This is a genomic window from Parabacteroides sp. AF18-52 (assembly GCF_003479145.1).
In the GTDB taxonomy this organism is placed as follows: Bacteria; Bacteroidota; Bacteroidia; order Bacteroidales; family Tannerellaceae; genus Parabacteroides; species Parabacteroides faecis.
The window spans coordinates 68,000-90,859 of sequence record NZ_QUGR01000018.1 but is presented as its reverse complement, the minus strand read 5'-3'; the positions used below and the strand labels follow the sequence as shown (position 1 = coordinate 90,859).

11 protein-coding genes are annotated in these 22,860 nt (G+C 45.1%); 1 reads left to right on the top strand and 10 read right to left on the bottom strand.

What is annotated here, in order from left to right; all coding sequences use genetic code 11:
• From DWX23_RS20905 to DWX23_RS20880, 6 genes are all read right to left on the bottom strand, one after another.
• Entirely contained in the window at positions 1 to 636 is a 636-nt protein-coding gene (locus DWX23_RS20905) for a corrinoid protein (protein WP_122375886.1), read from the bottom strand.
• Between the two features lie 20 nt (positions 637 to 656).
• Complete coding sequence (locus DWX23_RS20900) at positions 657 to 1,910, bottom strand: uroporphyrinogen decarboxylase family protein (RefSeq protein WP_122375885.1); 1,254 nt, start codon at positions 1,908 to 1,910, stop codon at positions 657 to 659.
• Between the two features lie 19 nt (positions 1,911 to 1,929).
• Positions 1,930 to 3,819 carry a right-handed parallel beta-helix repeat-containing protein gene (locus DWX23_RS20895; RefSeq protein ID WP_122375884.1) on the bottom strand — a complete coding sequence of 630 codons (1,890 nt, stop codon included), beginning with the start codon at positions 3,817 to 3,819 and terminating at the stop codon, positions 1,930 to 1,932.
• A 124-nt stretch (positions 3,820 to 3,943) separates the two neighbouring features.
• A complete protein-coding gene (locus DWX23_RS20890; RefSeq protein WP_122375883.1) occupies positions 3,944 to 6,472 on the bottom strand; it encodes an alpha-N-acetylglucosaminidase in 2,529 nt (842 codons plus the stop codon).
• Positions 6,473 to 6,614: 142 nt separating this feature from the next.
• On the bottom strand, positions 6,615 to 9,509 hold the full coding sequence (locus tag DWX23_RS20885; RefSeq protein WP_122375882.1) for a glycoside hydrolase family 38 C-terminal domain-containing protein: 2,895 nt from the start codon (positions 9,507 to 9,509) through the stop codon (positions 6,615 to 6,617).
• 102 nt (positions 9,510 to 9,611) lie between these two features.
• Complete coding sequence (locus DWX23_RS20880; protein WP_122375881.1) at positions 9,612 to 11,954, bottom strand: glycoside hydrolase family 3 N-terminal domain-containing protein; 2,343 nt, start codon at positions 11,952 to 11,954, stop codon at positions 9,612 to 9,614.
• Between the two features lie 147 nt (positions 11,955 to 12,101).
• Here DWX23_RS20880 and DWX23_RS20875 point away from each other — a divergent pair, with 147 nt between their 5' ends.
• The gene (locus tag DWX23_RS20875; protein ID WP_122353429.1) at positions 12,102 to 12,992 is read left to right on the top strand and encodes an AraC family transcriptional regulator; all 891 of its coding nucleotides are present in this window, start codon (positions 12,102 to 12,104) and stop codon (positions 12,990 to 12,992) included.
• Between the two features lie 111 nt (positions 12,993 to 13,103).
• On the opposite strand, the gene DWX23_RS25025 is transcribed toward DWX23_RS20875, so the two are convergent.
• From DWX23_RS25025 to DWX23_RS20855, 4 genes are all read right to left on the bottom strand, one after another.
• Entirely contained in the window at positions 13,104 to 15,350 is a 2,247-nt protein-coding gene (locus DWX23_RS25025) for a hypothetical protein (protein WP_199673354.1), read from the bottom strand.
• 6 nt (positions 15,351 to 15,356) lie between these two features.
• Positions 15,357 to 17,279 (bottom strand): glycoside hydrolase family 97 protein, encoded by a 1,923-nt coding sequence (locus DWX23_RS20865; RefSeq protein WP_122375880.1) that lies wholly within the window; start codon positions 17,277 to 17,279, stop codon positions 15,357 to 15,359.
• A 199-nt stretch (positions 17,280 to 17,478) separates the two neighbouring features.
• The gene (locus DWX23_RS20860) at positions 17,479 to 19,275 is read right to left on the bottom strand and encodes a RagB/SusD family nutrient uptake outer membrane protein (protein ID WP_122375902.1); all 1,797 of its coding nucleotides are present in this window, start codon (positions 19,273 to 19,275) and stop codon (positions 17,479 to 17,481) included.
• A gap of 34 nt (positions 19,276 to 19,309) precedes the next feature.
• Positions 19,310 to 22,690, bottom strand: coding sequence for a TonB-dependent receptor (locus DWX23_RS20855; protein ID WP_158607108.1), 3,381 nt, complete (start codon positions 22,688 to 22,690; stop codon positions 19,310 to 19,312).
• Positions 22,691 to 22,860: the final 170 nt, after the last annotated feature.

Here is a 22,860-nt window from a genome sequence, read left to right as displayed (position 1 = left end):
TCAGGCGGATAATAAGGATTTGGCAAGCGTTACCGCGGCATTGGCATTGTCGCTATAACCGTCTGCACCGATCTGGCGGGCAAACGATTCGGAAACCGGTGCACCGCCGATCATCACTTTAACCTGGCTGCGGATTCCATTCTGCTCCAAAGCATCGATCACCTCCTGCATATAATTCATCGTCGTTGTCAGCAGGGCAGACAGGCACAGGATCTGAGCCCGGTTTTCTTTCAGGGCGTTTATAAACCTTTCCGAAGAGATATCGGTTCCGAGGTTGATCACTTCGAAGCCGCAGCCTTCCAGCATGGAGGCTACCAGGTTCTTTCCGATATCATGCAAATCACCTTTTACCGTTCCGATCACCACCTTTCCCAGACTGTGGGAGGCTGCACCTTTCATTTGCGGTTTCAGCAGGTCGAGCGCACCTTTCATGGCACGGGCTGCCATTAATAGTTCAGGGACAAAGGCTTTTCCTTCCTCGAAACGTTTGCCTATATCTTCCATGGCACGCGACATATAGTTATTAATGATCAAATGCGGATCGACATTCTCTGCGATCGCTTCGTTGGTTACCGCCCTGGCTATCTCCAGTTTTCCTGTCAAAATAGCCTCATACAATTTCTCCAAATCTGCCATAACTTTATCTGTTTTAATTATTAACCTCGTAACTCACGCAATGTCTCTATCATCGCCACGACATTCCGAACCGGCGCATTAGCCTGTATGTTGTGAACGGCGTTGAAAACGAAACCGCCGTCAGCTCCCAGTATCTCACATTCCTGCAATACATGGCTCCGCACCTCTTCGGGTGCCGCATTCGGCAGGATACGTTGCGTGTCGATACCGCCGCCCCAGAACGTCACCTGGCTGCCGAACTCTTTCTTCAATACCCTCGGGTCCATATCTTTGGCATTGATCTGGACAGGGTTGATTATATCGAAACCGGCATCCACCAAACCGGGAAGAATCGGGAGGATAGCCCCACAGGTATGTTTGAATACTTTCCAGGTGGTATGCTGATGAATCCAGTCGTTCATCCGTTTGTAGTGGGGAAGCCATAACTCCCTGAATGTATCGAGCGAACAGAATTGCGAGTCCTGGGTTCCGAAATCGGTTCCGCAGGTAAAGACGACATCGACCTTCTCACCTACCGCATCCCAAAGACGTTGATAGTTAGCCAGTGCAATATCGGTCTGTTTTTCAAAGACCGTTTGTACATAGTCACGGCGCATGGCGGTAGACATATACCATTCAGCGACATTGCGGATACCTTTCGGGTCTTTCAGCCCCATGCCCGGAACGAAAGCGATATCCCCCAGTGCCGTACCGCCAAAGCTGGCAACAACCGCTTTTCCGGTTGCGGCAGCCTGTTCGACCGTCTTTTTATAGTATTGAAGATCTTCGTCAGAAAGAGGGCCGAACTCATCCAGGTTATCTGCCGGATCGATCTCTTCGTCATTCACATATTCCTGTCTTTCCGTTGCATTGATAAAATAGCAGCCGGAAGGCATCACGGCACTGGGCGGATAGGAACGGTCTCCTCCCGCATAGATGTGAACATCTCCCTGGCCGTCGGTCGTCAGGTCGATACCGGAGGCAATCATCACCTTCTGCCCCCAGGGAGTGATTTGTTCGTGGAGTTGGGTTTCATCGATGTCGAACATATCCTTGCGTCCGAAAACAGGGACACAGTCTATGCCGATAATCTCCTGCAAGTCGCTTTCGATCTCTCCCAACATCTGGAAAGGTTCGATGACGCGGACAGGATGCGGGTCCAATCCATAATGTTGTCTCAAGGCCTCTACGACCTTACAATGGATGCCTGTAACCGAAGTTGCTCCGAAGTCGACCGGTACGCAATCGGGCATACGATGGGCTAGTGCGCTTTGCACACGCTGTTTGGATGTCATGTTCAATACTAATTTTAGATTACCATACTTTTATTCTGATCTCGCCGTCTTTGACGGATTCCAAAGGTCCCGGCTTGGGCTGGTCTCCACGTGCATTCCCCAGATAGTCGGCAGCAATTTCAATCGGGCTGCCGTCGGGTTGCTCGTAGGCTTGTCCGGGGAGTTTGGCTTTTCCCAGCCTTTCCGTATTGACACGGCTGGTCTGCAAATCACTCAAACCTTTTACGGATAAAGACAGATAAACGCCGTCAGCCGTTTCTTCGATCTTCACATTCGGATTGAAGTCCGGGAGGACTACTTTGTTCTTTTCACCTTCAAACGGCAAGGCTCCGTTGTAATAGACATTCCCGTCCACCATCATCGGATAAACCGTTTTATTATAGTCCGCCAAACCGTATTTCCGCTTATTCTCTCCTTCCGTCACCGGAAGAACGGTGGCAAAAAGGTTATTGATATAACGGTCGTCTCCACCGGGAATAATAGACAGGCCCGCGACTTCTGTCGAATGAGGCAGGAAATAAGGAGTGTACCGTCCGTGTTCTACATACCGGTAGATATCTCCGGCGATCAGGTTATGCACATAAGCGCCTCCCTGGGATTGTTCCAGGATACTCCGGCGTGAGGTGAAAATGTTATTGTCAACCAGGAACGGGCCGTGGTTTACTTCCAGGAAAAGATCTTCCATATCATTATCGTAGAATAAGTTTCCCGAAACCCGGGTACCCTGCGTCATCCAATCCAGCCAGAGGGCACGGCCTGCATTATGAATACGATTATGGACAATACGGGTGTCTACCGCAGCATGAAATTTAATACCTCCGATCTCTGCGCCGGTAAACTGACGCTTCACCCAGATATCGTGGATATGATTGTTTTCGATCAGGCTGAAAGCGGCCCCCATACTTCCACAGATACCGGTCTGTTCGCAATGGGATATCTCATTGTTACGAACAATATGCGAACCGATATTCTCCTTATTCCAGCCATTCCGGATCGTATTGAAAGTCACTTCGATATAATGCAGGGAACCGTCGATGCTCGTATCGTTCAGCCAGACATTATGACCGGTCTGACGTTCTTTTCCCAACGTTATGCCTGAACATTTGGAGTTACTGATTACATTGTTCTCGATGATCCACCCTTTGTTCCAATGGGTAGCAATCATACCGATCTGCTCTGCCGTCGGAGCTCCCCATTGGGTAGCAGCCTGACTGATATAAAAGCCCTGGATAGTCAGGTAGTCGATACCCGGTTTCGATGGATAAAAGCAGGTGTTGCGGGTACTTATTTCCACCAGTTCCTTATTCGGGTCATATTTATGGAAATTTGCCCAGATGATCGTATTCACGCCGTCATTCTCACAATACCAGGTGTAGGCAGCCCCTTCCTTATCTTTGCCGTTTTCATGCGGGACCGGGCGAAGCACTTTGTCCAGCGACTCCTTCTCATAGAGGGATTTGTTATTCAGGAAAACTTCGCCGGTATGATGTTCGCGTCCCATGCCGTCAAACCAATCGCCATAGATCAGGTCGGCATACGGATTATAATCACCGAAAAATGTATTCGGGATCGTGACCTTCCAGACTCCGTCTTTCTCCTTCGTCCAGCCGGTAATCCTTTCCGAGCCTTTTATCTCTACCTTTTCTCCCGGAGCCGCACGATAGACAATCCGCTTCCCGTCGCTTTCACCGCCTCTCGGAGGGTTTATCCACTCACGGTACGTTCCGGCATGCACAGTGATCACATCACCGGGGAAAGCATATTCCGCCGCTTTCCCAATAGTCCGGAAAGGTGCTTTTTCGGTTCCCTCATTCGCATCGTTCCCTTTTACGGATACATGATATTCTTTCGCCTGCACTACTGCGCAGCATATCAGGAATAGTATAAAAAATAACTGCTTTCTCTTCATGGTATTTCGATTGTTAGTGTAACTTCGACTGGAAGAACAATACAAATATAGAGGGTCCTTATCCGATATAAAATAGCAAAAAACTGCCTATTTTGTGGATTATTATTGCTTATTCGGAATATCCTTATTCTTCAATAACAGAGACTTGTCCGGAAGCTGTTTCCGATCCGGTATTTTCTATCTGCACCTGTAGCTCTACTCCGTTATTTCCACGAATATCATCGGATAAAGTCACCGGATAAACGATCCTCAATTTATCCCCTTGTAAGATTTCAGCTGAAGCACCTTCTATCAGGACCTTTCCATCCGCCACCAATTTGAAGCGGGAACAAACGACCGGACTTCCCCCTCTTTTTCTTTCTATTTGGACGGAAGATAATTTCTCCAACTTATCTGCAGGCAATTGAAAAGACAAGACTTCTGTCTTTTCAGAACCGACCGTCCACGATCCTAACTGACCTTTTTTCCCGTCCGGTATTAAATCCGGAGTTATAAAAGCCGCATAATCAACCAGCGAACGAGCTGTATTTACTATATCTGTAGGAAAAGCCAGCGGAGAACAGCCCTCCGATTCAACCCAGTTCTTTTCCCATTCGGCAAAGTTAAAACGAACTCCTGTTTTTCTGCTTTCAAAATAATGCTTCCAACGCGGCAAATAATAGTCACGTATCAAACCGGACCAGACGCGGGCTGAATAATCATCCACAGGAGGTCCCCAGATCGTGACGATACGCTTCGCATTTCTTTCATATTGCTTATGCTGTTCAGGAGTTACAGCCTGCTTATGAGCAAAATCGATCCAACGTTCCAAACGTAATGTCGGATGAACAGATAACAGAGCATCTATTCCGGTCAGTAAATATTCAAAATCCTTTTCAAACTTTACTGCACGTACCGTATCTCCTATCTCATACTGCCAGTCTATTGCTTTCACCAGCAACTCGGCTTTTCCTCCCAGATAAAGGGCTGTGAACTCCGACAGGTCTGCCAAATAAAGAGGATTATCTTTCAACTGACCACTTACGTCAACAAATGATTCTATCGCTTTGAAAAAAGATTCGTTCAAACAGATCGAACCGTTCCGGACTGTTCCCGGACGAAACTGCCAGTTATAACGAGGATGATCGGTAAATGTCCCATATACCGATTCCAACAGTAAATCCCAACATTTACGAACTGCTGTCGGATAGCTTCCATAACGATTATAAGAATACTCCTTCAACCATTCGTGAATATCTATCTTTTTATCCGACCAACCTGCATCAGACAATAACTCATAGATGACTTCATTATTTTCTATTCCTTCAGGAGCCATTCCATGAGCGATCAAACGTCCTTTATCAGGAGAAGACAACGCCTCCAAATGACCGTTCGCATAGAAATCCAAAACACCGGTCATACCGGTTTTACCTCCCATATTCGGAATGACACTATATACCCAGGGCTTATTGTAGAAACCTTTATAAAACTCCCAGTTCACTTCCGATTTCCAGAAATGCTTATTATAATCTACCGCTAAATCCAATAAAAGCATTTTATCATCGGGTACTTCAGAGAGCAAAGCTCCCAGCGTCTCATAATCCCAGATGTCTCTCTGATAACCAAACATCCAACCTTGCATTACCCATGTAGCCTTCGGATTTCCTTTCCGAATAGATTGGTAAACCTTATCGCCATAAGAAGCCAGCAGGTCATAACGTTCTTTAGAACCTTTTGCAGGAAAAGGAATATCCATCTCGTTAAAACTATCTACCAGATAATGCTCGTTCTCTCCAAACTCTTTTTCCCATTCATGGATAAATTCTGTACCTATTCTGGTAAACAGTTCTTCCTGCGGAGAGATCATCCAGTTACAGAAAGCACCTCCCCAATGTGTCTGGATAATTTCCAGATCAGGGTAAATGCGTTTAAAAGCCTCCGGTATAAAGCCGGGGAAACCGGGACAGATGGGTTTCATCCCCAGCTCTTTCATCCGCTTCAATATCTTATGTTGCAAATCGATTTGCCAACGATGCCAATCCTCATTCAACGGACCGTCAATGCCACTGATATTCCCCATCCGCATCCAGGGTAAATGAGCCGGACCGACGAAATAATGATTTATCTCATCATCTGTCAGTCCCATCTTTTTCCAGACGCGGGCCAAGATCGCCTCATATCCCACCAATGCCAATGGCATATTGATGCCATGTAATGCCATCCAATCTATCTCTTTCTCCCAACGGTCCCAATCCCAATAAGGCATGGAATATCCATAAACCACTACATTACACATAAAATGGTTCTCAAAAGGAGAGACAACCCGTTTCAAAGGAATATCTTCCAGCTTTTCCGGGAATCGAACATTACTTCCTGACCAACTATATATACCTGAACGATTACTTTTGATAAAATCATAGAAGCCCCGGCATAATGCGACCGGGCTATTGCCTTCGATCATCAACCGGCCTTCAGCCGCCTTATATTGAAAATAAGTACTACCTTCCCCCTTCTCTTTATTCGGCTTCAAAGAGAACTTTACCGGTAAGCCGGATTGACCGGCAACCCGTTCAATTACTTTATAAGCAGCTTCGGTCCTTTGCTTCTGAGCACACAGATGTTGACTTCCGGGAAACAAGAGACTACAGATGGCAATTAATAAAATCTTTTTCATTACTCATAAATTGTTTAACATGTAAACCATACCTTACTTACCAAACAAGACAGTAGTGTGGGAACTCCTCACACTACTGTCCTAAATGGGGTAACACTACTATGTTACCCCTGCTAGCACTACTATCTCAAAAAAACGCATCTTAGTATTCCAATTTCAATGTGATTTGTCCGTACGGACTCATCACCAGATTACCGTCGGTTCTTTCTCCTGCAATCTCTTCGCGGTCGCAGACAGAGATACGGGCCGGGGTCTTTTTAGGGAAAGATAGTTTTACACTTTCCTCTTTGTCGGACAGGGAACGGAGACGGACGATCAGTGTATGATCGGTTTCCAGGGATTTGATGATCGTCGAGTAGACCTTCCGGTTGTCGATAGCGATCAGAGGCTGTACCTGCGGGTCCTTATCCGCCGTTACATATACCAGAGGTTGCGACTGCTCCATGCCGAAACGGTTGGTTTCCACCACATCATATGCTTCATGCGGATACAAACGGTAACGGAACCGGACAGGACCGTCCTGTGTCAACGGGAAGTTGGTATGCCAGTGATTATTCATTGCCCATGAATAGACCGTAGAACTGGGTTCGAGTTTGGTGATCCAGTTACCCTGGCCTCCCCAGCCCATTGCGATATTGGCATGCCGATCGCCGTACTCAAACAGAGGAGCATCCAGCGAACACCAAGTAACGCCATGCGTCGCATTCGAAACGTCCAGCCACCGCTGCATCGCCAGCCAGTTTCGGTTCCCCTGCGGCCATTGGTCTTTCTCCACCTCCATCACTCCCCAGGGGATATCTACGCGGGTCTTTGAGTCCGGCAGATTGAAAGCAAAGCCGAAATGAATGCCGTCTTTCTCCACCAAAGGCAGTTTATCTACGACGTTGGATATTTCCACCCACGGCTGACCAGCCTGCAAACGAACGGAACGGGAGACGCTCCGGCAACCGGCCGCTTTTGAAGTCACACAGAGTTCTACAGCCAGCGGACCTTCTTCAACCACGGAAACAGACAATACGGTATCTGCCTGCGGAGCATCCACGTTCGCCGGCAACCAGGAGAAGGTATTGGCACCCTCACCGATATAGTTATATACAGAACCTTTCTTCAATAAAGATGTGATATTACCTGTCGCCTTATCCAGATGAACGGTCAGACAATCGTTCTCCAATGTCGTTCCTTCTATTTTACAGTGACCCGGCAAAGAACATTTGCCTTCCACTACCCGGAAATGACGGGAACCCAGTGCCGGTACTTCCGGGACATAGAACAACAACTCACCGGAAGAAAGACGTTGGGAAAGCACCTCCTTACCATTCTGGTCGACCACTTTATCACCTTTCAGGCTTTCCTTCGCCGTCAGCCGGATCACACCGCTCTGCGGCCAGGAATGTGTATTGAAAACGGCAATACCTCCGTTTGCCGGGCCTTCCTTAGGTCCCAGTGCCCCATTCGACTTGTCCGTGGCAGGAGCCAGCGATTCATCCAGCATATCGATCGAACGGTCTTCGGCTTCATGGAAGTAAGACTGTTTCACTTTCCAAATGGCATCCTGGAAATAGGGTTCGGTAGGGTTCTCAAAGCACCAGGTATGTTCCGAGCCTAAAAGGATATAACGCCAGGCTTCGTCGAAATCTTCACGCGGAGCTTTACCACCGTCCGCCAGCATGGACCAGATCGTTTCCGCCTGTACCAGTTTCTCCTTGGCATTCCGGTTCCTGGCGGTCAGACCGGCAGCCGTACCCAGGCCGTCCGTCCAGTATTCGGTATAGTCGCCGGAAACGACCGGCAACTGGTCACCGTATTTCTCTTCTATCATCGACATGATCTCATGACCGCCGCTGATAATGATTTTCGGATAAGCATATTTTTCATTCCACTCTTTCACGGCAAAAGGGACATCGGCATCCAACGGGTTGTTATCCCACAAAGACCAGGAAAGAACGGTGTAGTCATACGGATAATTCTCCTTTTCCAATGCCGTCAGTTTCTCGGTAAAATCGACATTGGCATATCCCATACGAATAACCCTCGGCACTTTTGCCGGGTCACGTTGTCCGAACCAGGGACGCCCGGTCTCTCCCCCTTTTCCCATACTGCCGCTATTGGCATAGCCACCCGGCTGCAGGAACAGCACCTTCGATTTGCCGTCGGGACCTACCCACCAGAACGGTTTCCCGTCCATATTCTTATGAGCATTCCCCGCCCGGTCGGTATTGGGCCATGAGATAATATACTTGACACCCTCCTGCGCCATGACAGGGATCAACCCCCAGGACATGCCCGGTATATCGAATTGCTGGAAAACATCCGAAGGTTGCCCGCTCAGCCGTTGCATATCGCGGGTAAATTTGAAGACATGGAACAACTCCTCATCGGCACAGGTGCTGGTATTCAGGTTCAGATAGCTGGCGTCCAGGCAAATCTGTCCTTTCTTCATGGCTTCGACCAGTTCACCCCGCATCTCCGGATTGGATTGCCACAACCGTTCCATAGGCCAGCCTACTTCCGGATTCCAGACAAAACGGGCACCGTCGGGATGGTCTTTCGTCTCTTCCGCCAGTTTTATTCCTTCAATGATATTGTTCTTATGAAGCTGTTCAACGTTCTTATGCGTATTGGTATAACCGATATCCACATGAGCATGGTTGTACAGGTAAACGTTCCAGTGGCGCATAGGCGTAACGCTTACCTTTTGTTTATACGTCTTATCCGCCCCACGGAGCACGAATGTGACTTCCGACTTCTTTCCGGTAGGAACCGTAGAAGGCAACAGGACTTCCACCTCCGCCGAGTCTCTCGCATTCAATGCAAAATGGCTCTTTTCCGTTTTCCCTTTGGCTATCACCTCGACCGAAAGATCGCCTTTCAGTTCTTCCCCTTTTAACCGGACCGTCACGATACGCCCGGGCGTTCCGTCAGTCCTGTAACCGTATAACGGACGCACGATATAATCGATCGCACCTGGTTTTATGTCGGCCTGAACGGTGGCAGACAACGCGGATATCAATAAACAGAATCCTATTCGCTTTTTCATTAGACTACTTATTAGATTAGCAATTTTATTGTACAAAATAAAAGACCTTTTACTTCCTGTACAATAGACATTCTCCTTGTTTACTTATACTATCTTTCGATGTTACCTCACGTCGAAGCTGCCATCCAGCCTGATATCCTCAACCGAAGAACCGACCATCACCTTAAACTCACCCGGCTCCAGTACTTTCTTCATCTCCGGATTCCACACCTTCAGGTCTTCCTTTTTTACGACAAGCTCGATTGTCTTTGCCTCGCCTGCCTTAAGATATACTTTTTGAAAAGCTTTAAGAGCCTTCAGCGGCGTACTGGTGCTGCTTACTACGTCACGGACATACAATTGTGCGACTTCTGCCCCGTCACGCTTACCCGTATTGGCAAGTTCGCAGGAAACCCTCACCACATCACCCGCTTCTTTTATATGCATATTTTTATATTCGAATGTGGTATAGCTCAAACCATGCCCAAAGCAGAACAAGGGTTTCGGATGGGCGAAAACATAATCACGGCCAGGGTTTTCAGGCGTACCCGGACTCTTGTAAAAACCTCTGGCAGATGGTTTCTGGGCAGCATATAACGGTATATGCCCTGTCGTTGGAGGAAAAGTCATGCTAAGCCGGCCGGATGGATTGACCTCTCCAAACAACACACGTGCCACAGCCTCCCCGCCTTTCTCTCCCGGATACCATGCCTCGACAACCGCATTCACTTTTTTCGCTTCTTCGCCAATCGTCAGCGGACGGCCGTTTATCATCACAAGCACTATCGGTTTACCGGTAGCGGCAACAGCTTCGAGCAGTTGTGGCTGAACACCGGGAAAATCCAGTTCATTACGATCGTAACCTTCACCACACGTAGCCAGTTCTTTGGAGTTTTCATCACCCCAGCCAATACCTGAAAGGGTCTGGCTTGTACCACCCAATACCAATATAACCGCGTCACTATTCTTTGCAGCCTCCACCGCCGAAGCGATACTGTCGGTAAACAACGAAGTGATGCCACAGCCGAGAGCGTAATTGACCTTTACCTCATCTCCCAGATATGCCCTTAAACCCTGGAGGACGGTAACGCCATAGTCGTTATTTTTCGTGGGACTGTAATCGCCAAACTGAACTTTATCTGCATTCGGACCGATCACTGCCAGTGATTTCAGTTTGTTTTTATCCAATGGCAGAACATTGTCATTGTTTTGCAACAAAACAATAGACTCCTCGGCTATACGCCTTGCCAAATCGACATTTTCCTTCGTATGGACTTTCTGTTGGTCGTCTTTGTGCACTTTAAAGGGACGATCGAACAGCCCCATCTTAAACTTTATCGTAAGAACACACCTTACACGCTCGTCGACAACCGATTCAGGCAACCTGCCCTCCTTTACCAATTCTACCAGATGTTTATATCCATAGGCACCGGGTGCTTCCACATCCACTCCGGCTGTTATAGCCTGAAAGCCCGTTTCCTTTGGTCCGTCGGCCGTATGGTGAAGATAGTCCATCATACCTATCGCCCCATAGTCGGAGAATATATATCCGTCGAACCCCCATTCGTCGCGGAGTATATCCTTCAACAACCATTTACTGGCATGGATAGGCACACCGTCTATCTCATGGTAACCGGGCATAATACTATAGATATTGGCCTCCTTAACCGCCGCCTCAAAAGGATAAAGATGATCTTCCCTCAATTCTCTTTCTCCTACCAATACCGGAGCAATGTTAATTCCGGCTTCGGGCTTGGAATAGGCGACAAAATGCTTTCCCATGGCCGCCAGCTTTCCGGGAGCTATTCCTTTGGAAGATTGTTCCGGCTCGCCTTGTAACCCTTTCACGAAAGCCACACCCATCTCCTTTACCAGATAAGGGTCCTCTCCATAGCATTCTTCGACACGTCCGTACCGCGGATCCCTGGCTATGTCGAACAAAGGAGAAAGAGCCTGGTCCACACCGGCAAGTAAAGCTTCCTGGGCTATCACGCCTGCCATCTCCCTGATCAGCTCCGGATTCCAGGTCGACCCTAAACCGATCGATTGAGGGAATATTGTAGCCCCTAGCGCCATGTGTCCGTGCAGGCACTCGGCAATCTGAATAGCAGGAATGCCCAACCGGGTCTTTGTCCGCAGATACTGATCGGCCGCTTCCGAATAAGCAGCAATCTTTCCGTGTTCGATAAAAGGACTTTCCAGGCAACCGATGCTCTCTCCCCCAAAAAGGGCTTCCAATGAACTCTCCGTCACCTTTCCTTTTTCGTTGGTTTTCAGTCCGCTAAGACTTTTCATATTCAACTGGGCCACTTTTTCTTCCAACGTCATACGCCCCAGCAAATCAGTGACGCGTTGTTCTACGGATAATTTCGGATCTTTGTAAGGGAGATCTGACGTAGCCGCCAGAGAATGAATGCCTAAACTACAACTCAGATATAGGCAGAATAGCATTGTTTTTCTTTTCATGATATCATTGTTTTTTTCATACAGCAAACAGAAAGTGTAAGTTAAAACAAAAATAGAAAGAACTATCCCAATAATAAATAGCAAATAATTGCTTATTTCGTGGATTATTATTGTTTACTTTACAGTATCAACCCGATTATACGCATTATGGCAAAAGTAGAACTTGGTTTTTCCGGCGAACGTTTCATTTATCTGCCGATTCCTATGATCAATCTGATGGAAGACAGTCCACTCACAGGCGACCTGTATCTCTATTCGATGGGATTTTTTGCGCGTGCCTCCCACCATTATATAAATCGTCCGGAAGGATGCGATGAATATCTGTTCATCTATTGCAAAGACGGGCGGGGATGGATCGAGCTGTATGGGAAACGGAAAATGCTGGAAGCAAACCAATTCATCATATTACCCCGTAACATTCCGCATGCTTACGGGGCGGATGACGAAGATCCCTGGACTATTTACTGGTTACATTTCAGAGGGGATAAAGCTCCGCTTTTCTCTTCCCGTTTCGATAAACCGACATCGGTTCCCCCCTCTGCACAATCACGAATAGAGGAACGGATCGACTTGTTCGAAGAGATGTTCAATACCCTGAACGAGAGTACGGATATGGATCACATGCATTATGCGAACTTGTGTTTTGCTCATTTCCTGGGATCATTTCTTTTTATCCATATTTACCGCAGGCAGTTCCGCCCAAAGGAATATTCGGAAAACATTATCAACCGGGTAGTACATTTCATGAACGACAATATCGAATCCAACCTGAAACTGGCTGATTTCGCGAAGTTCTGCGGTTATTCGGAGTCTTATTTCTACCGTAAGTTCGTCAAAGAGATCGGGCATCCCCCTATGGACTATTTTATCCGCCTGAAAATAGACAAAGCCTGCAAGCTACTGATCCAGACAGATATGAAAGTGAATCAGATCGCTCACAAGCTGGGCTTTAAAGAGTCTCAATATTTTTCCCGGACGTTCTCCAATGTGATGGGATTTTCCCCGCTGGAATTCAGGAAGCAGAATTTCAAACTATAACGAGGATGGCTGCAGCTAGTGTTTTCCAGGACTGCGGCAGTCATTAAAAAACATTGCCGCAGCTATCTAAAATAACTGCCGCAGCCAGTTGGTACAGGTGCGGCAACTATTTCATTCGATATGAACTTCTTTTGATTCACCCGGATTCAGAGAGACTGATTTCATCTTGCTAATGAAAGCTGGCATTGCAACTTTACGAGCCTCTTTCGATGTTTCCGAATAGATCCTCACATCAGCCGGATAAGAAGTAGGATTAGTTACTTTCAAGATCATACGTCCCTGCTTGCCTTGTTTCTTTTCCACTTTCAGATGATCAAAGACTGTGACCGACTGCCGGTCTGTCTGCACATAAATACTGGGTAGTTGAGTAACCGTCAATAAAGTTGCCACCTCACACCACGAGCAGGAGCCGAAGATACTTCCACCCACCTGGTTTTTACCTTCCCAGTCGCTCAGGTTTACCCGTTCACAGACACCACCTGGAGGCATATTCCCGATCGGACACTCTTCACGACTAATGTATTGCGGAAGACCGTGGGCGATATCGGTCAGCAAAGCCAAAGCTTGTTCATCACCGGTTGCACGGTAATACTTCAGCAGGCTATGACCGGACCAGGTACAGATACCCGGTGCTGAATGTTTATTGGCGACACTGGCCCAGACAGATCCACAGGAATGTGCCCCGATCTTTCCCATCTCCGACTCTTTCGGGAAATTAAAATCATAGGAGACTGTCCAACTAGCACAGATTGGCAATAATTCAGAAGCATATTTCAACCACTCTTTACCGCCCGTCACCTCATGGAGCACCATGTATGATTCAAATAAGGCAAAAGCCGACTCACTATCCGGTGTTGACAGGATTTCGCCGGGACCGCCGGTTGTATATCCTTTTACTACATAATCAGTATAAAAATTACGGGCGGCCAGGCAGGCTACTTCCAGATAACGCGGCTCATTATAGGTCTCGGAAGCCAGCGCCAAACCGGCAGGAACAATAGCTCCCGCCGTCGAATTACCGATACAGAGATCCCCTGTTTCAACATCCACGAACTGACCGAACTGGCCGTATTTATCCCACAGACGGACAAAGGCATCAGCCTGCTTCCGGGTCCCTTCCGACCAATGGGATTTCACCTGTTCGCCTCTCGACTTCAACAAATTCATCTGCAACTGCGAGAGATACAACCAGTCACCCTGTGAACGTACAAATGTCACATTATTTTCCAACGGCTCCCCATACCCAAAACCATAAAACTCTTTTCCATCGCCATAGGCATAAAAGAAGCCCGACTTTGCTTGTGTCCGATTATAAATAGCCTCCAAATTATTCATGGCACGGGCTTTATCCTGTTCAGAGCCATTCACCAGAATCGGATATGTCGCTTGTCCTCCTCCGCACCAACCTAGTTGCCAAATGAAATTCCAGGAAGCCTTATCCTTCACATCACTCAACCAATACATATCGATACGATCGTCCCAGCGCCGGGTCTGGTACAGATTATTCATCAACTTCCATACCTCACTATAAGGTACAACCTCTCTGGGAGAACTGTTGTTAAATGTCTTACGAACATCCATGAAACGGCTCATCATGTCATTCAACCGCTTCGCCTTAAAGTTATATACACGGCAGGAGATACAAACCTTTCCCCCCTCTTTTACAATTGCCGGAATATCTGCACTATTACCGGTACGTGTTACAGGAGCTATGATAGAAAAAGTAGCTTCGGAACGATCTTCGTTCTCTTTTATGGTCAAACCATAATCTCCCAGATCATTACCTTGGTTGGTCTGTACCATCCAAGCCTTCCGGTCATTTTCCGAGAAATAGGCCATCAATGGAGTAGATGCATTTCCCGAAGTCAACTCGATTGGTTTAGACTGTTCCCCCTTCTTTCCCAATGTAGGCTGAGAAGAGGTGACGGTCGTAGGCATGTCCACACGCCATTCCGCCTTATCATACCAAAAAGGAGGATAGCCGATATTTTTGGTAGCAAACCTGTTTCCGTCATAGACTATAGCGGGTACAAAGACATAATTATCCGGTGTCCACTGATCGAACTGGAAATCGACCGAGAAAGACACATCTTTAGCAACCCCCTGCTTCAACTCCCAGGTAAATGTATAATCCAGAGCCGTCTTATCATTCTCCACATTTCGTTTATCTACGGTCAGCAGCCATTTACATCCGTTCGCATCGGTTGCTGTTGTCTGCTTATCCGATTCAAAATGAGTACAGGAAACAACATTTCCCCCTTCATGATATCTGACAGACGGCTTAATCCGATCTGTTGCACCTGCCTGTAAGAAAATGACAGATGCGAATAAAACAGTTACTAATAGTTTGTTTTTCATGATAAATTACTGTTTGATGAATTTCAGACAAGCACCACCACCGGGAGCCAGCTTCAATTTCAAAATATCTTTATTTGTTACTTGTTTCTTTGATACTTTCAATGTCTCCCGGTTTGTCAGGTAATGAGCGTCATCGCCGTCTTCCACTATCTCTGCATCAAAAATGCCTTCTTCCAGGAATGTAAGAGGCAGATCGATTGTACGACCGGATTCATTTGTTACGGCACCGACCAGGTAAGCATCCTCCGTCTGACGCATCATGACAATATATTCCCCGATCTCACCGGCCAACGTACGACTCTCTTTCCAAGGCATCTTCTGAGAAGAGAGGTAGTCGAGTAAAGCCGGATATTTCTCATAAAACTCAGGAATATCAGGTAGGATCGTTACACCGGAAAATACGATCAAGGTACGTGCAGCTTCCGAAACCAGTGTCGAAGGAACCGGCTGACTTTCGTCTACACGGGTCGTATGCCCCTGGCGAAGATCGAACATTCCGTTATTCATATCCACCGGACCGGCAACCATGTTTACAAAAACCGTTGTAACAAACGTCTTCGGTTCAAACACACGATGAGCATCCAACTGAGCATGGCAATATTCACGTGTGACAGCATTCGGCCAGGTACGCATCTGTCCGTAAGGATGAACCGGACCGTCGTGGTAATCGACCAACAGATGGTTCTTTGCGCACAGCTCGGTAATCTTTCTTGTCCAGGGATTTTTTTCTTCCTGACTTCCACTCATAAAACCGTACTTCACTCCGGCTGCTCCCCAATCGCCATATTGTTTCAATGTCTCCTCTATCGGGAACTTCCGGCCACCAACATCATTCAGGTATAACCAGATACCCACTCCTTTCTCTTTCCCGTAAGCGATCAGGTTCTGTACATCTTTGGCTTTATCACCTTCCACCGGATGAGAATCCGACGCAAATTCGGGACCGTACCAGTTAGCGTCCAACACCAGATATTTGAAGCCTTGTGCTGCGGCAAAGTCTACCATCCGTATCCAGGAAGGATAGGACATCGTATATTTGAATCCCTCCCATTCGGCTCCGTTGATTCTCCAATCCCAGACAGCCATACCGGGTTTTACCCATGAGAAGTCGTAGGCTGGATCCGGATCAGGATTTAGCAGTTCAATCAGATGAGAGTCGGTCAATACTCCCGGTGTCGTTCCGTAAAGGATCACCCGCCAGGCTGACGTATAACCGGATAAGAGAGTCGCGGGTTTAGAAGCTACGGAAAACAAACGTTCCCCGCCTTTCGATTGTAAGACCAAAGGAGCGCCAGTCTCCAGATTGGCTTCATGGATAGCCAGATAATGGTTATCCACGGCCTTAACCGTCATTACAGGGAAACGGGTTCCGTCTGTCTCTGTCAGTTTTTCCGGTCCGATATTATGATTCTCTTCGTTGTAGAACCAGGCTGTATAATCATCCGCAAAATTATAGGCTGTCTGCTCAGACAAGACCTTTGCTTCTCCCGCATTCCCCGATGGGATGCGATATTGAAAAGCGATACCGTCATTATATGCCCGGGCAACCAGTTCCATGCGATCGAGGATACCTGACGGACGGGTCAATGTTATTGTCAGTTCATTAAAATGATCCGGGACTACCGCACGTTTACCCCATAACGGTTTCCATTCTCCCCGAACCTGCCTGCCGGAAACATCTTCTATCTTCCAACCGGAGGAAGGGATAATCTCTTCAGATTCTAATTTGAAGCCCAAAGAGGATTTATTTATTAACGGAGTTCGGTTAGCAGTGAAAGCATAGGTCAGTTCACCGTTATCCTCTTGCTGTATCTGCATCACCAGTTTTTTATCGGGTGAGGTTAATTCATACTCCCCTGTTGTACAAGAGATACACATTCCTAATCCAACGGCTAATAGCAATGTGAAGACCAAAAATCGTTTATTCATGCGTATTTATTTTTTTAGTAGATCACTATTCACTATCAGATGTTCCGGGAATGCCTCCTGCATATTCGGAACATCTCCTGTTATAGCAGGTACAAATATAGAAGCAACTATTGCTATAAAAAATAGCAAATAGTTGCTTATTTAGTGGAAGATTATTGTTTTTTCAGCAAAGGAATTCCTTTAAAGAAAAAATTATCGATCACTGTAACGGGTCGAAAGTACCACCCCATTCCTTATTCTGCTCCAGTTTATTCATGGATTGAGATATTTGATTAGGATTCAATGCATAGAACCAATGATTCATACTTAAATTAAATTTATAACTGTCATCACCATCCACATTATCGATATAATCAAACCTGAATTTCTTTCTTACCACAGAATCCATTATTGTCTCTGTTAAAGCCGGAACAGCTTCTCCTGGTTTAAGAACCAGATACAAAACATGACGCCTTTCCTGATTATTTAGCAAATCATATCGCTTCAGTCGTCTTAAATCTCCCAATCGCTTGCCTTCAAAAGCAAATTCGACCTGACGTTCATTAATATAAGCCATGCGGATATCTTCCTGACTTGAAGCCATTACACCATAATTTCCTTTACCTTCTTCGATACCAGCACGCTTCCGAATATCATATAAAACCTGCAGGGCCTCCGAGGTTTTACCTATTTCGTTGGCACATTCACCCATATTCATCAAAACCTCGGCATACCTGATTTCAATCCAGTCTGTTTGTCCGTTGCCAACTTCCGCATTAATCAATGTCGTATCCAAACCTTTTCTGTCAAAAAAACCGGATACACCAGGATTACCGGCAATATTATAATCCAGGTACAAAGTATTGTATTTATTGTCTTGCTCACTCCATTTCCATGCGTTCCAAAATGTGACTTTTGAATTTTGTCCACTCAGGATATCCGGTGTAGGGTAGGGTGTTCCCCCACAATAAATCGAAGTATAGAAACGGTCATCCCTATTCATATAAAAATCAGTCATAAAATCAACATTGTATTGCGGATCATTCTTCAGCCTGTTCACATCCAGATTCATCGGACTTCCGTCTCTTTTAGGGAAAGCAAGAAGCAAAGACATCAACGGTTGATTCTGATTAGATGCATCTTTTGTAAAAGGCTCAGGTCTTATAGCATTGAAATTTATAGGATGTCCCGGATAAAAATACTGGTTGACCATTATGACTTCTTCATTTCTTTCATCATACCATAATTGCTTAAAATCCGGATATAATCCATATCCTTCCTGATCCAACAGCCGGACAGCAGCATGGTTTGCTTCATAAGCAGCCTGCCATCTCTCTTTGTTATTATCCGGATTGAACAATGGACTGGCATACCACAACAGAATTCTTCCTTTAAAGGCCATAGCAGCCGCTTTTGTTATGCGACCATAATCGCTGGCATCGGAATATTTGCCAGGCAAAACAGCTATTGCGTCATCCAGATCCTGTATGATCTGAGCAACACATTCAGATGTCTTGTTACGGGATTTATACAAACTTTCCTTATCAGACATATCCTGTGGCTCAAGTATCAGCGGCACACCTCCCAAATTCTTTACCATAGCCCAATAAGTCCAGGCTCTCCAGAACTTAGCCTGAGCTGCCAGTATCTGATTTTCTTCGTTCGATAAAACATCGGTTGTCACATCTTTCAGATTATGCAGGAAAAAGTTGATCTTATCTACATACTTATATCTAAGAGAGTCGCAGGTATTATCGACAGTCAGAATTCCCCGCAAATAATTATTTATGTCTTTAGCACCATTGAGTCCTTCGTCTGATTCCGAGGCATTAAATACCCATTGAGGATTAAGCCCTCCATAAATATCATTCAAAAAGCCATCGATCATCTTCGAGTCTTTCCATACTGCATCCGGAACAATTGCATTGGTATTTTCGTAATCTAATCCTGATTCACATGATGAGAATGCAAAAAACGAAACTGCAAATAGGGCCAACGCCTTTATCGTTTTATTCATATAGTTTTTCATATTAATTCTTTTATTACACAGTTTAGAATGATACATTAACTCCGAAATTATAAGACTTCATTATCGGGAAAGTAAATCCTTCTTTCATTTCCGGATCATAATAGTTTTTATTGAAACCACTTAGAACAAACAAATTCGTTCCTACAAAATAAACCGACACTTTATCCAACCCTATACTCCGATAGATTTTTTGTGGAATAGTATAAGACAAATTCAAATTCTTCAACCGTAAAAAATCGCCTCTCTTTAGCCAGAACGATGAATCGTCATGATAAGTAGCAGATCCATCATAAGCATGTAATCTCTTGGGCAAACTGGCATTCGTATTATCCGGAGTCCAGGAATCTCCATACCAATTAACCCACATTCTGTTCCATTCCGTACCACCCGCCAGGTCTTTCATCCATCTGTAATATTTCAGATTCCCATTAAAGGTTGCAGCTACTGCCAAGCCTTTCCATTCAGCACCTAATGTCAACCCTAAAACAACCGGATTATTACTTTTTTTCAAGATAGAGATATCGTATTTATCCACTATTCCATCCGGTGTTCCACCAGGTCCATCCATATCTTTATAGACAATTTGTCCCAGCTGTGGTTCGATGCCATTAAAGCGATAATCAGGATGTTCCTCTTTGAACTGTTTCAGTTCTGTTTCAGTTCTGATCACTCTATCAGCCACATAACCATACACAGCAGTCATTGAACGTCCTACTCTTTTTTCCGAATTGTAAGTTACTTTGTCATCATCATATTTCACATAGTTTGAATTACCATAAGAAGCAACCAAAGAACCGAACACATTGAAATCGCCAAAAGTATTTTCATACCCTAATGTTAGTTCAACACCTTTGGAATGGACTTCTCCATAATTTTCTGAAGGCAGTTCCATACTGAAAGTCGGAGGAACAGCCAATGATCTGGCTCCTAAAATATCATATGTATTCACGTAGTAATATTCAGCTGAAAAATTGAAGTTTTTTAAAAAGTTCACATCCACTCCAACATTATAATTCAGTGATTTTTCCCATGTTAAACTTTCATTTGGCAATACACCATATGTAATCCCCTGATTAACCGACGAACTTGTTCCAAAATAAGCAGAATTACCACTTACATATGATTGCAACCATTGCCAGCCTCCAACAGCATCATTACCGGTCAAGCCGACAGATCCTCTCAATTTCAACATATCGATACCTTTCACTTTAAAAAAAGGTTCTTTCGAGATAATCCAACCCAAAGATCCGGAAGGGAAAAATCCCCACCTGTTATCTGGAGAAAAGTTCATTGAACCATCATAACGATAACTAAAGCTAGCCAGATATCTTCCCTGATAATCATAGAACAACTGTCCTACCCACGACTGCCTGCCTGACATATAATCTGAAAAATCAGTACTTCTGTTGACATAAGAATTCGATCTGTCATCGCTGGCAGCCCACCATTGGTCCGTCAGATAATTCGGGAAACTTTCAATACCTGCAGAAACACCCGCACCATCAGTCTCATATTTCTCAAAAACCAATGCAGCTCTCACATTATGATCTTCTTTAAATGTACGGTTATAATTCAACTGCAAATTCAACTGCCAATCACCGCTCCATTTTACATCCTGCTGCATATAATCTTTTGATATTTGGGAAGACATAGTCGTCCCTACAATATCCGCATCATCTATACTAAAGTTATGTTTTCCCGTTTTTTTCGTTACATACATTTTATACCGCGTCAAAAACGTTTTACTTCGTTCTTGTGTATACGATTTACTAAAAGCAGCAGTCGCACTCAACCCTTTGATAAATGGTACTTTGTAAGTCATATTTGCATTAATGACCGGTTTTAGATAGTTGGTTTTAACATAGCCTCCATCCCCACGAACCTGAGCAGCAATATTAGCAGTCCAACCAATATCGATAGGCAATCCTCCTTTCGTCCATACGGGATAATCCGGTTGCCAGTTCAATAACCATTTGTACAAACCATAGATGTCACCAACACTAGCACCGGTTGTTGAAGACGAATTATTATCATTCAAATATAGTGCTGCGAATATATCCAGGTTCTCTGATAATTTTGCTGAAATATTCATACGCATATTATATTTCTTATAATCCAGGTTCGGCAAGAATCCTTTTTGTTTGGTAAAAGATCCTCCGACAAAAAATTTAACTTTATCCGTACCACCTGTCACATCAATATTATGCGATGTGGTATTGGGGTCTCTCCAGACTGATTTCAATAAATCATAGCCCCATCCACCATTGATCGTTTTAATAAACTCGATATCCTCATCCGTCCAAGCCCAACCAGCCGGATCGGATGTCGGATTAATTCTCTGATAAAGTCTGGCCGTTTGCGGACCGTCTGTCAATTCAACATTTTTACCTCTTTTATCAAAGCCTGTACTAAATGAGTAATTGATTTGTACCTTCTGTCCGTAGCCTCCCCGTTTGGTTGTGACCAAAATTACACCACCAGCCGCTCTTGATCCGTAAACAGCTGTGGAAGCAGCATCTTTTAACACAGTGACATTCTCTATTTCATTAGCACTTAGTTCATTAAAATCACTTTGAGTACTAATCTTTCCATCAATAACATAAAGAACCGGTTGATCATTCCAGGAAGACTTACTTCTTACAGAAATAGACGGTTGCTGACCCGGAAGTCCATCGGGAGTTCCGACACTGACACCTGATAATTTACCCGCCAAAATATTACCAAAGCCAGTTGTTGGGGTATTTGCCAATTCTTTGTTCATCTTCATCGTTGCAACAGACCCTGTTAAAAGTTCCTTTTTCTGAGAGGTATAACCTACCACAACAACTTCTTCCAATGCCTGTGTATCTTCTCTCAATATAATTTTTAACTGATTGCCACTTCCTGGCCGAATCTCCTGGGATACATAACCGATATAAGAAACAAGAATAACGGCATTGTCAGGAATTTCCAGTGTAAAATTACCGTCTATATCAGTAATTGTTCCTATACTCAATCCTTTTACTGATACATTTGCACCAATTACCGGTTCTCCCGCCCCATCTGTAACAACACCGCCAATCTTTCGTTCCTGCTGAATTAATTCAGAAAAATCTTTACTTTCACCTTTGAGTGACAAAATTATATAGGATCCATCTACCGTATATTTTACATCGGTTCCTTCAAATAAATGTCCCAATACTTCCTCAAGAGGTTTCTTATTCAGATTTACCGATACTTTACGGTTCACATTTACATACTTATCATATATAAACAGATAATCCGTCTGATTTTCTATAAGACTAAGGACATTCCCCAATTCTACATTGTTTTGTTTTACAGTAACCCTGACATTCTGCGAATTTGTGTTTTCTGCATGCAGACAGAAGATTAACACGAACAGGAATAAAGTGGTTATCTTCATGATTCTAAAAAAGTGTTTACACCGTTGGGTTTTGTCATAGAAAACCCACGATAAGAATTTTTTATTCATATCTTTGTAATTGTAATAGATTAATACAGTTGTTTTTAATTGTGTTAATTGGATGCCGATAAGTGTGGGGCACTTGTCGGCATTTCATTTAAGATTAACTT

What these genes read in the sequence shown, in the direction of transcription:
- DWX23_RS20905 (WP_122375886.1), bottom strand. Translation starts at nt 636, where the DNA reads ATGGCAGATTTGGAGAAATTGTATGAGGCTATTTTGACAGGAAAACTG.
- DWX23_RS20900 (WP_122375885.1), bottom strand. Translation starts at nt 1,910, where the DNA reads ATGACATCCAAACAGCGTGTGCAAAGCGCACTAGCCCATCGTATGCCC.
- DWX23_RS20895 (WP_122375884.1), bottom strand. Translation starts at nt 3,819, where the DNA reads ATGAAGAGAAAGCAGTTATTTTTTATACTATTCCTGATATGCTGCGCA.
- DWX23_RS20890 (WP_122375883.1), bottom strand. Translation starts at nt 6,472, where the DNA reads ATGAAAAAGATTTTATTAATTGCCATCTGTAGTCTCTTGTTTCCCGGA.
- DWX23_RS20885 (WP_122375882.1), bottom strand. Translation starts at nt 9,509, where the DNA reads ATGAAAAAGCGAATAGGATTCTGTTTATTGATATCCGCGTTGTCTGCC.
- DWX23_RS20880 (WP_122375881.1), bottom strand. Translation starts at nt 11,954, where the DNA reads ATGAAAAGAAAAACAATGCTATTCTGCCTATATCTGAGTTGTAGTTTA.
- DWX23_RS20875 (WP_122353429.1), top strand. Translation starts at nt 12,102, where the DNA reads ATGGCAAAAGTAGAACTTGGTTTTTCCGGCGAACGTTTCATTTATCTG.
- DWX23_RS25025 (WP_199673354.1), bottom strand. Translation starts at nt 15,350, where the DNA reads ATGAAAAACAAACTATTAGTAACTGTTTTATTCGCATCTGTCATTTTC.
- DWX23_RS20865 (WP_122375880.1), bottom strand. Translation starts at nt 17,279, where the DNA reads ATGAATAAACGATTTTTGGTCTTCACATTGCTATTAGCCGTTGGATTA.
- DWX23_RS20860 (WP_122375902.1), bottom strand. Translation starts at nt 19,275, where the DNA reads ATGAATAAAACGATAAAGGCGTTGGCCCTATTTGCAGTTTCGTTTTTT.
- DWX23_RS20855 (WP_158607108.1), bottom strand. Translation starts at nt 22,690, where the DNA reads ATGAAGATAACCACTTTATTCCTGTTCGTGTTAATCTTCTGTCTGCAT.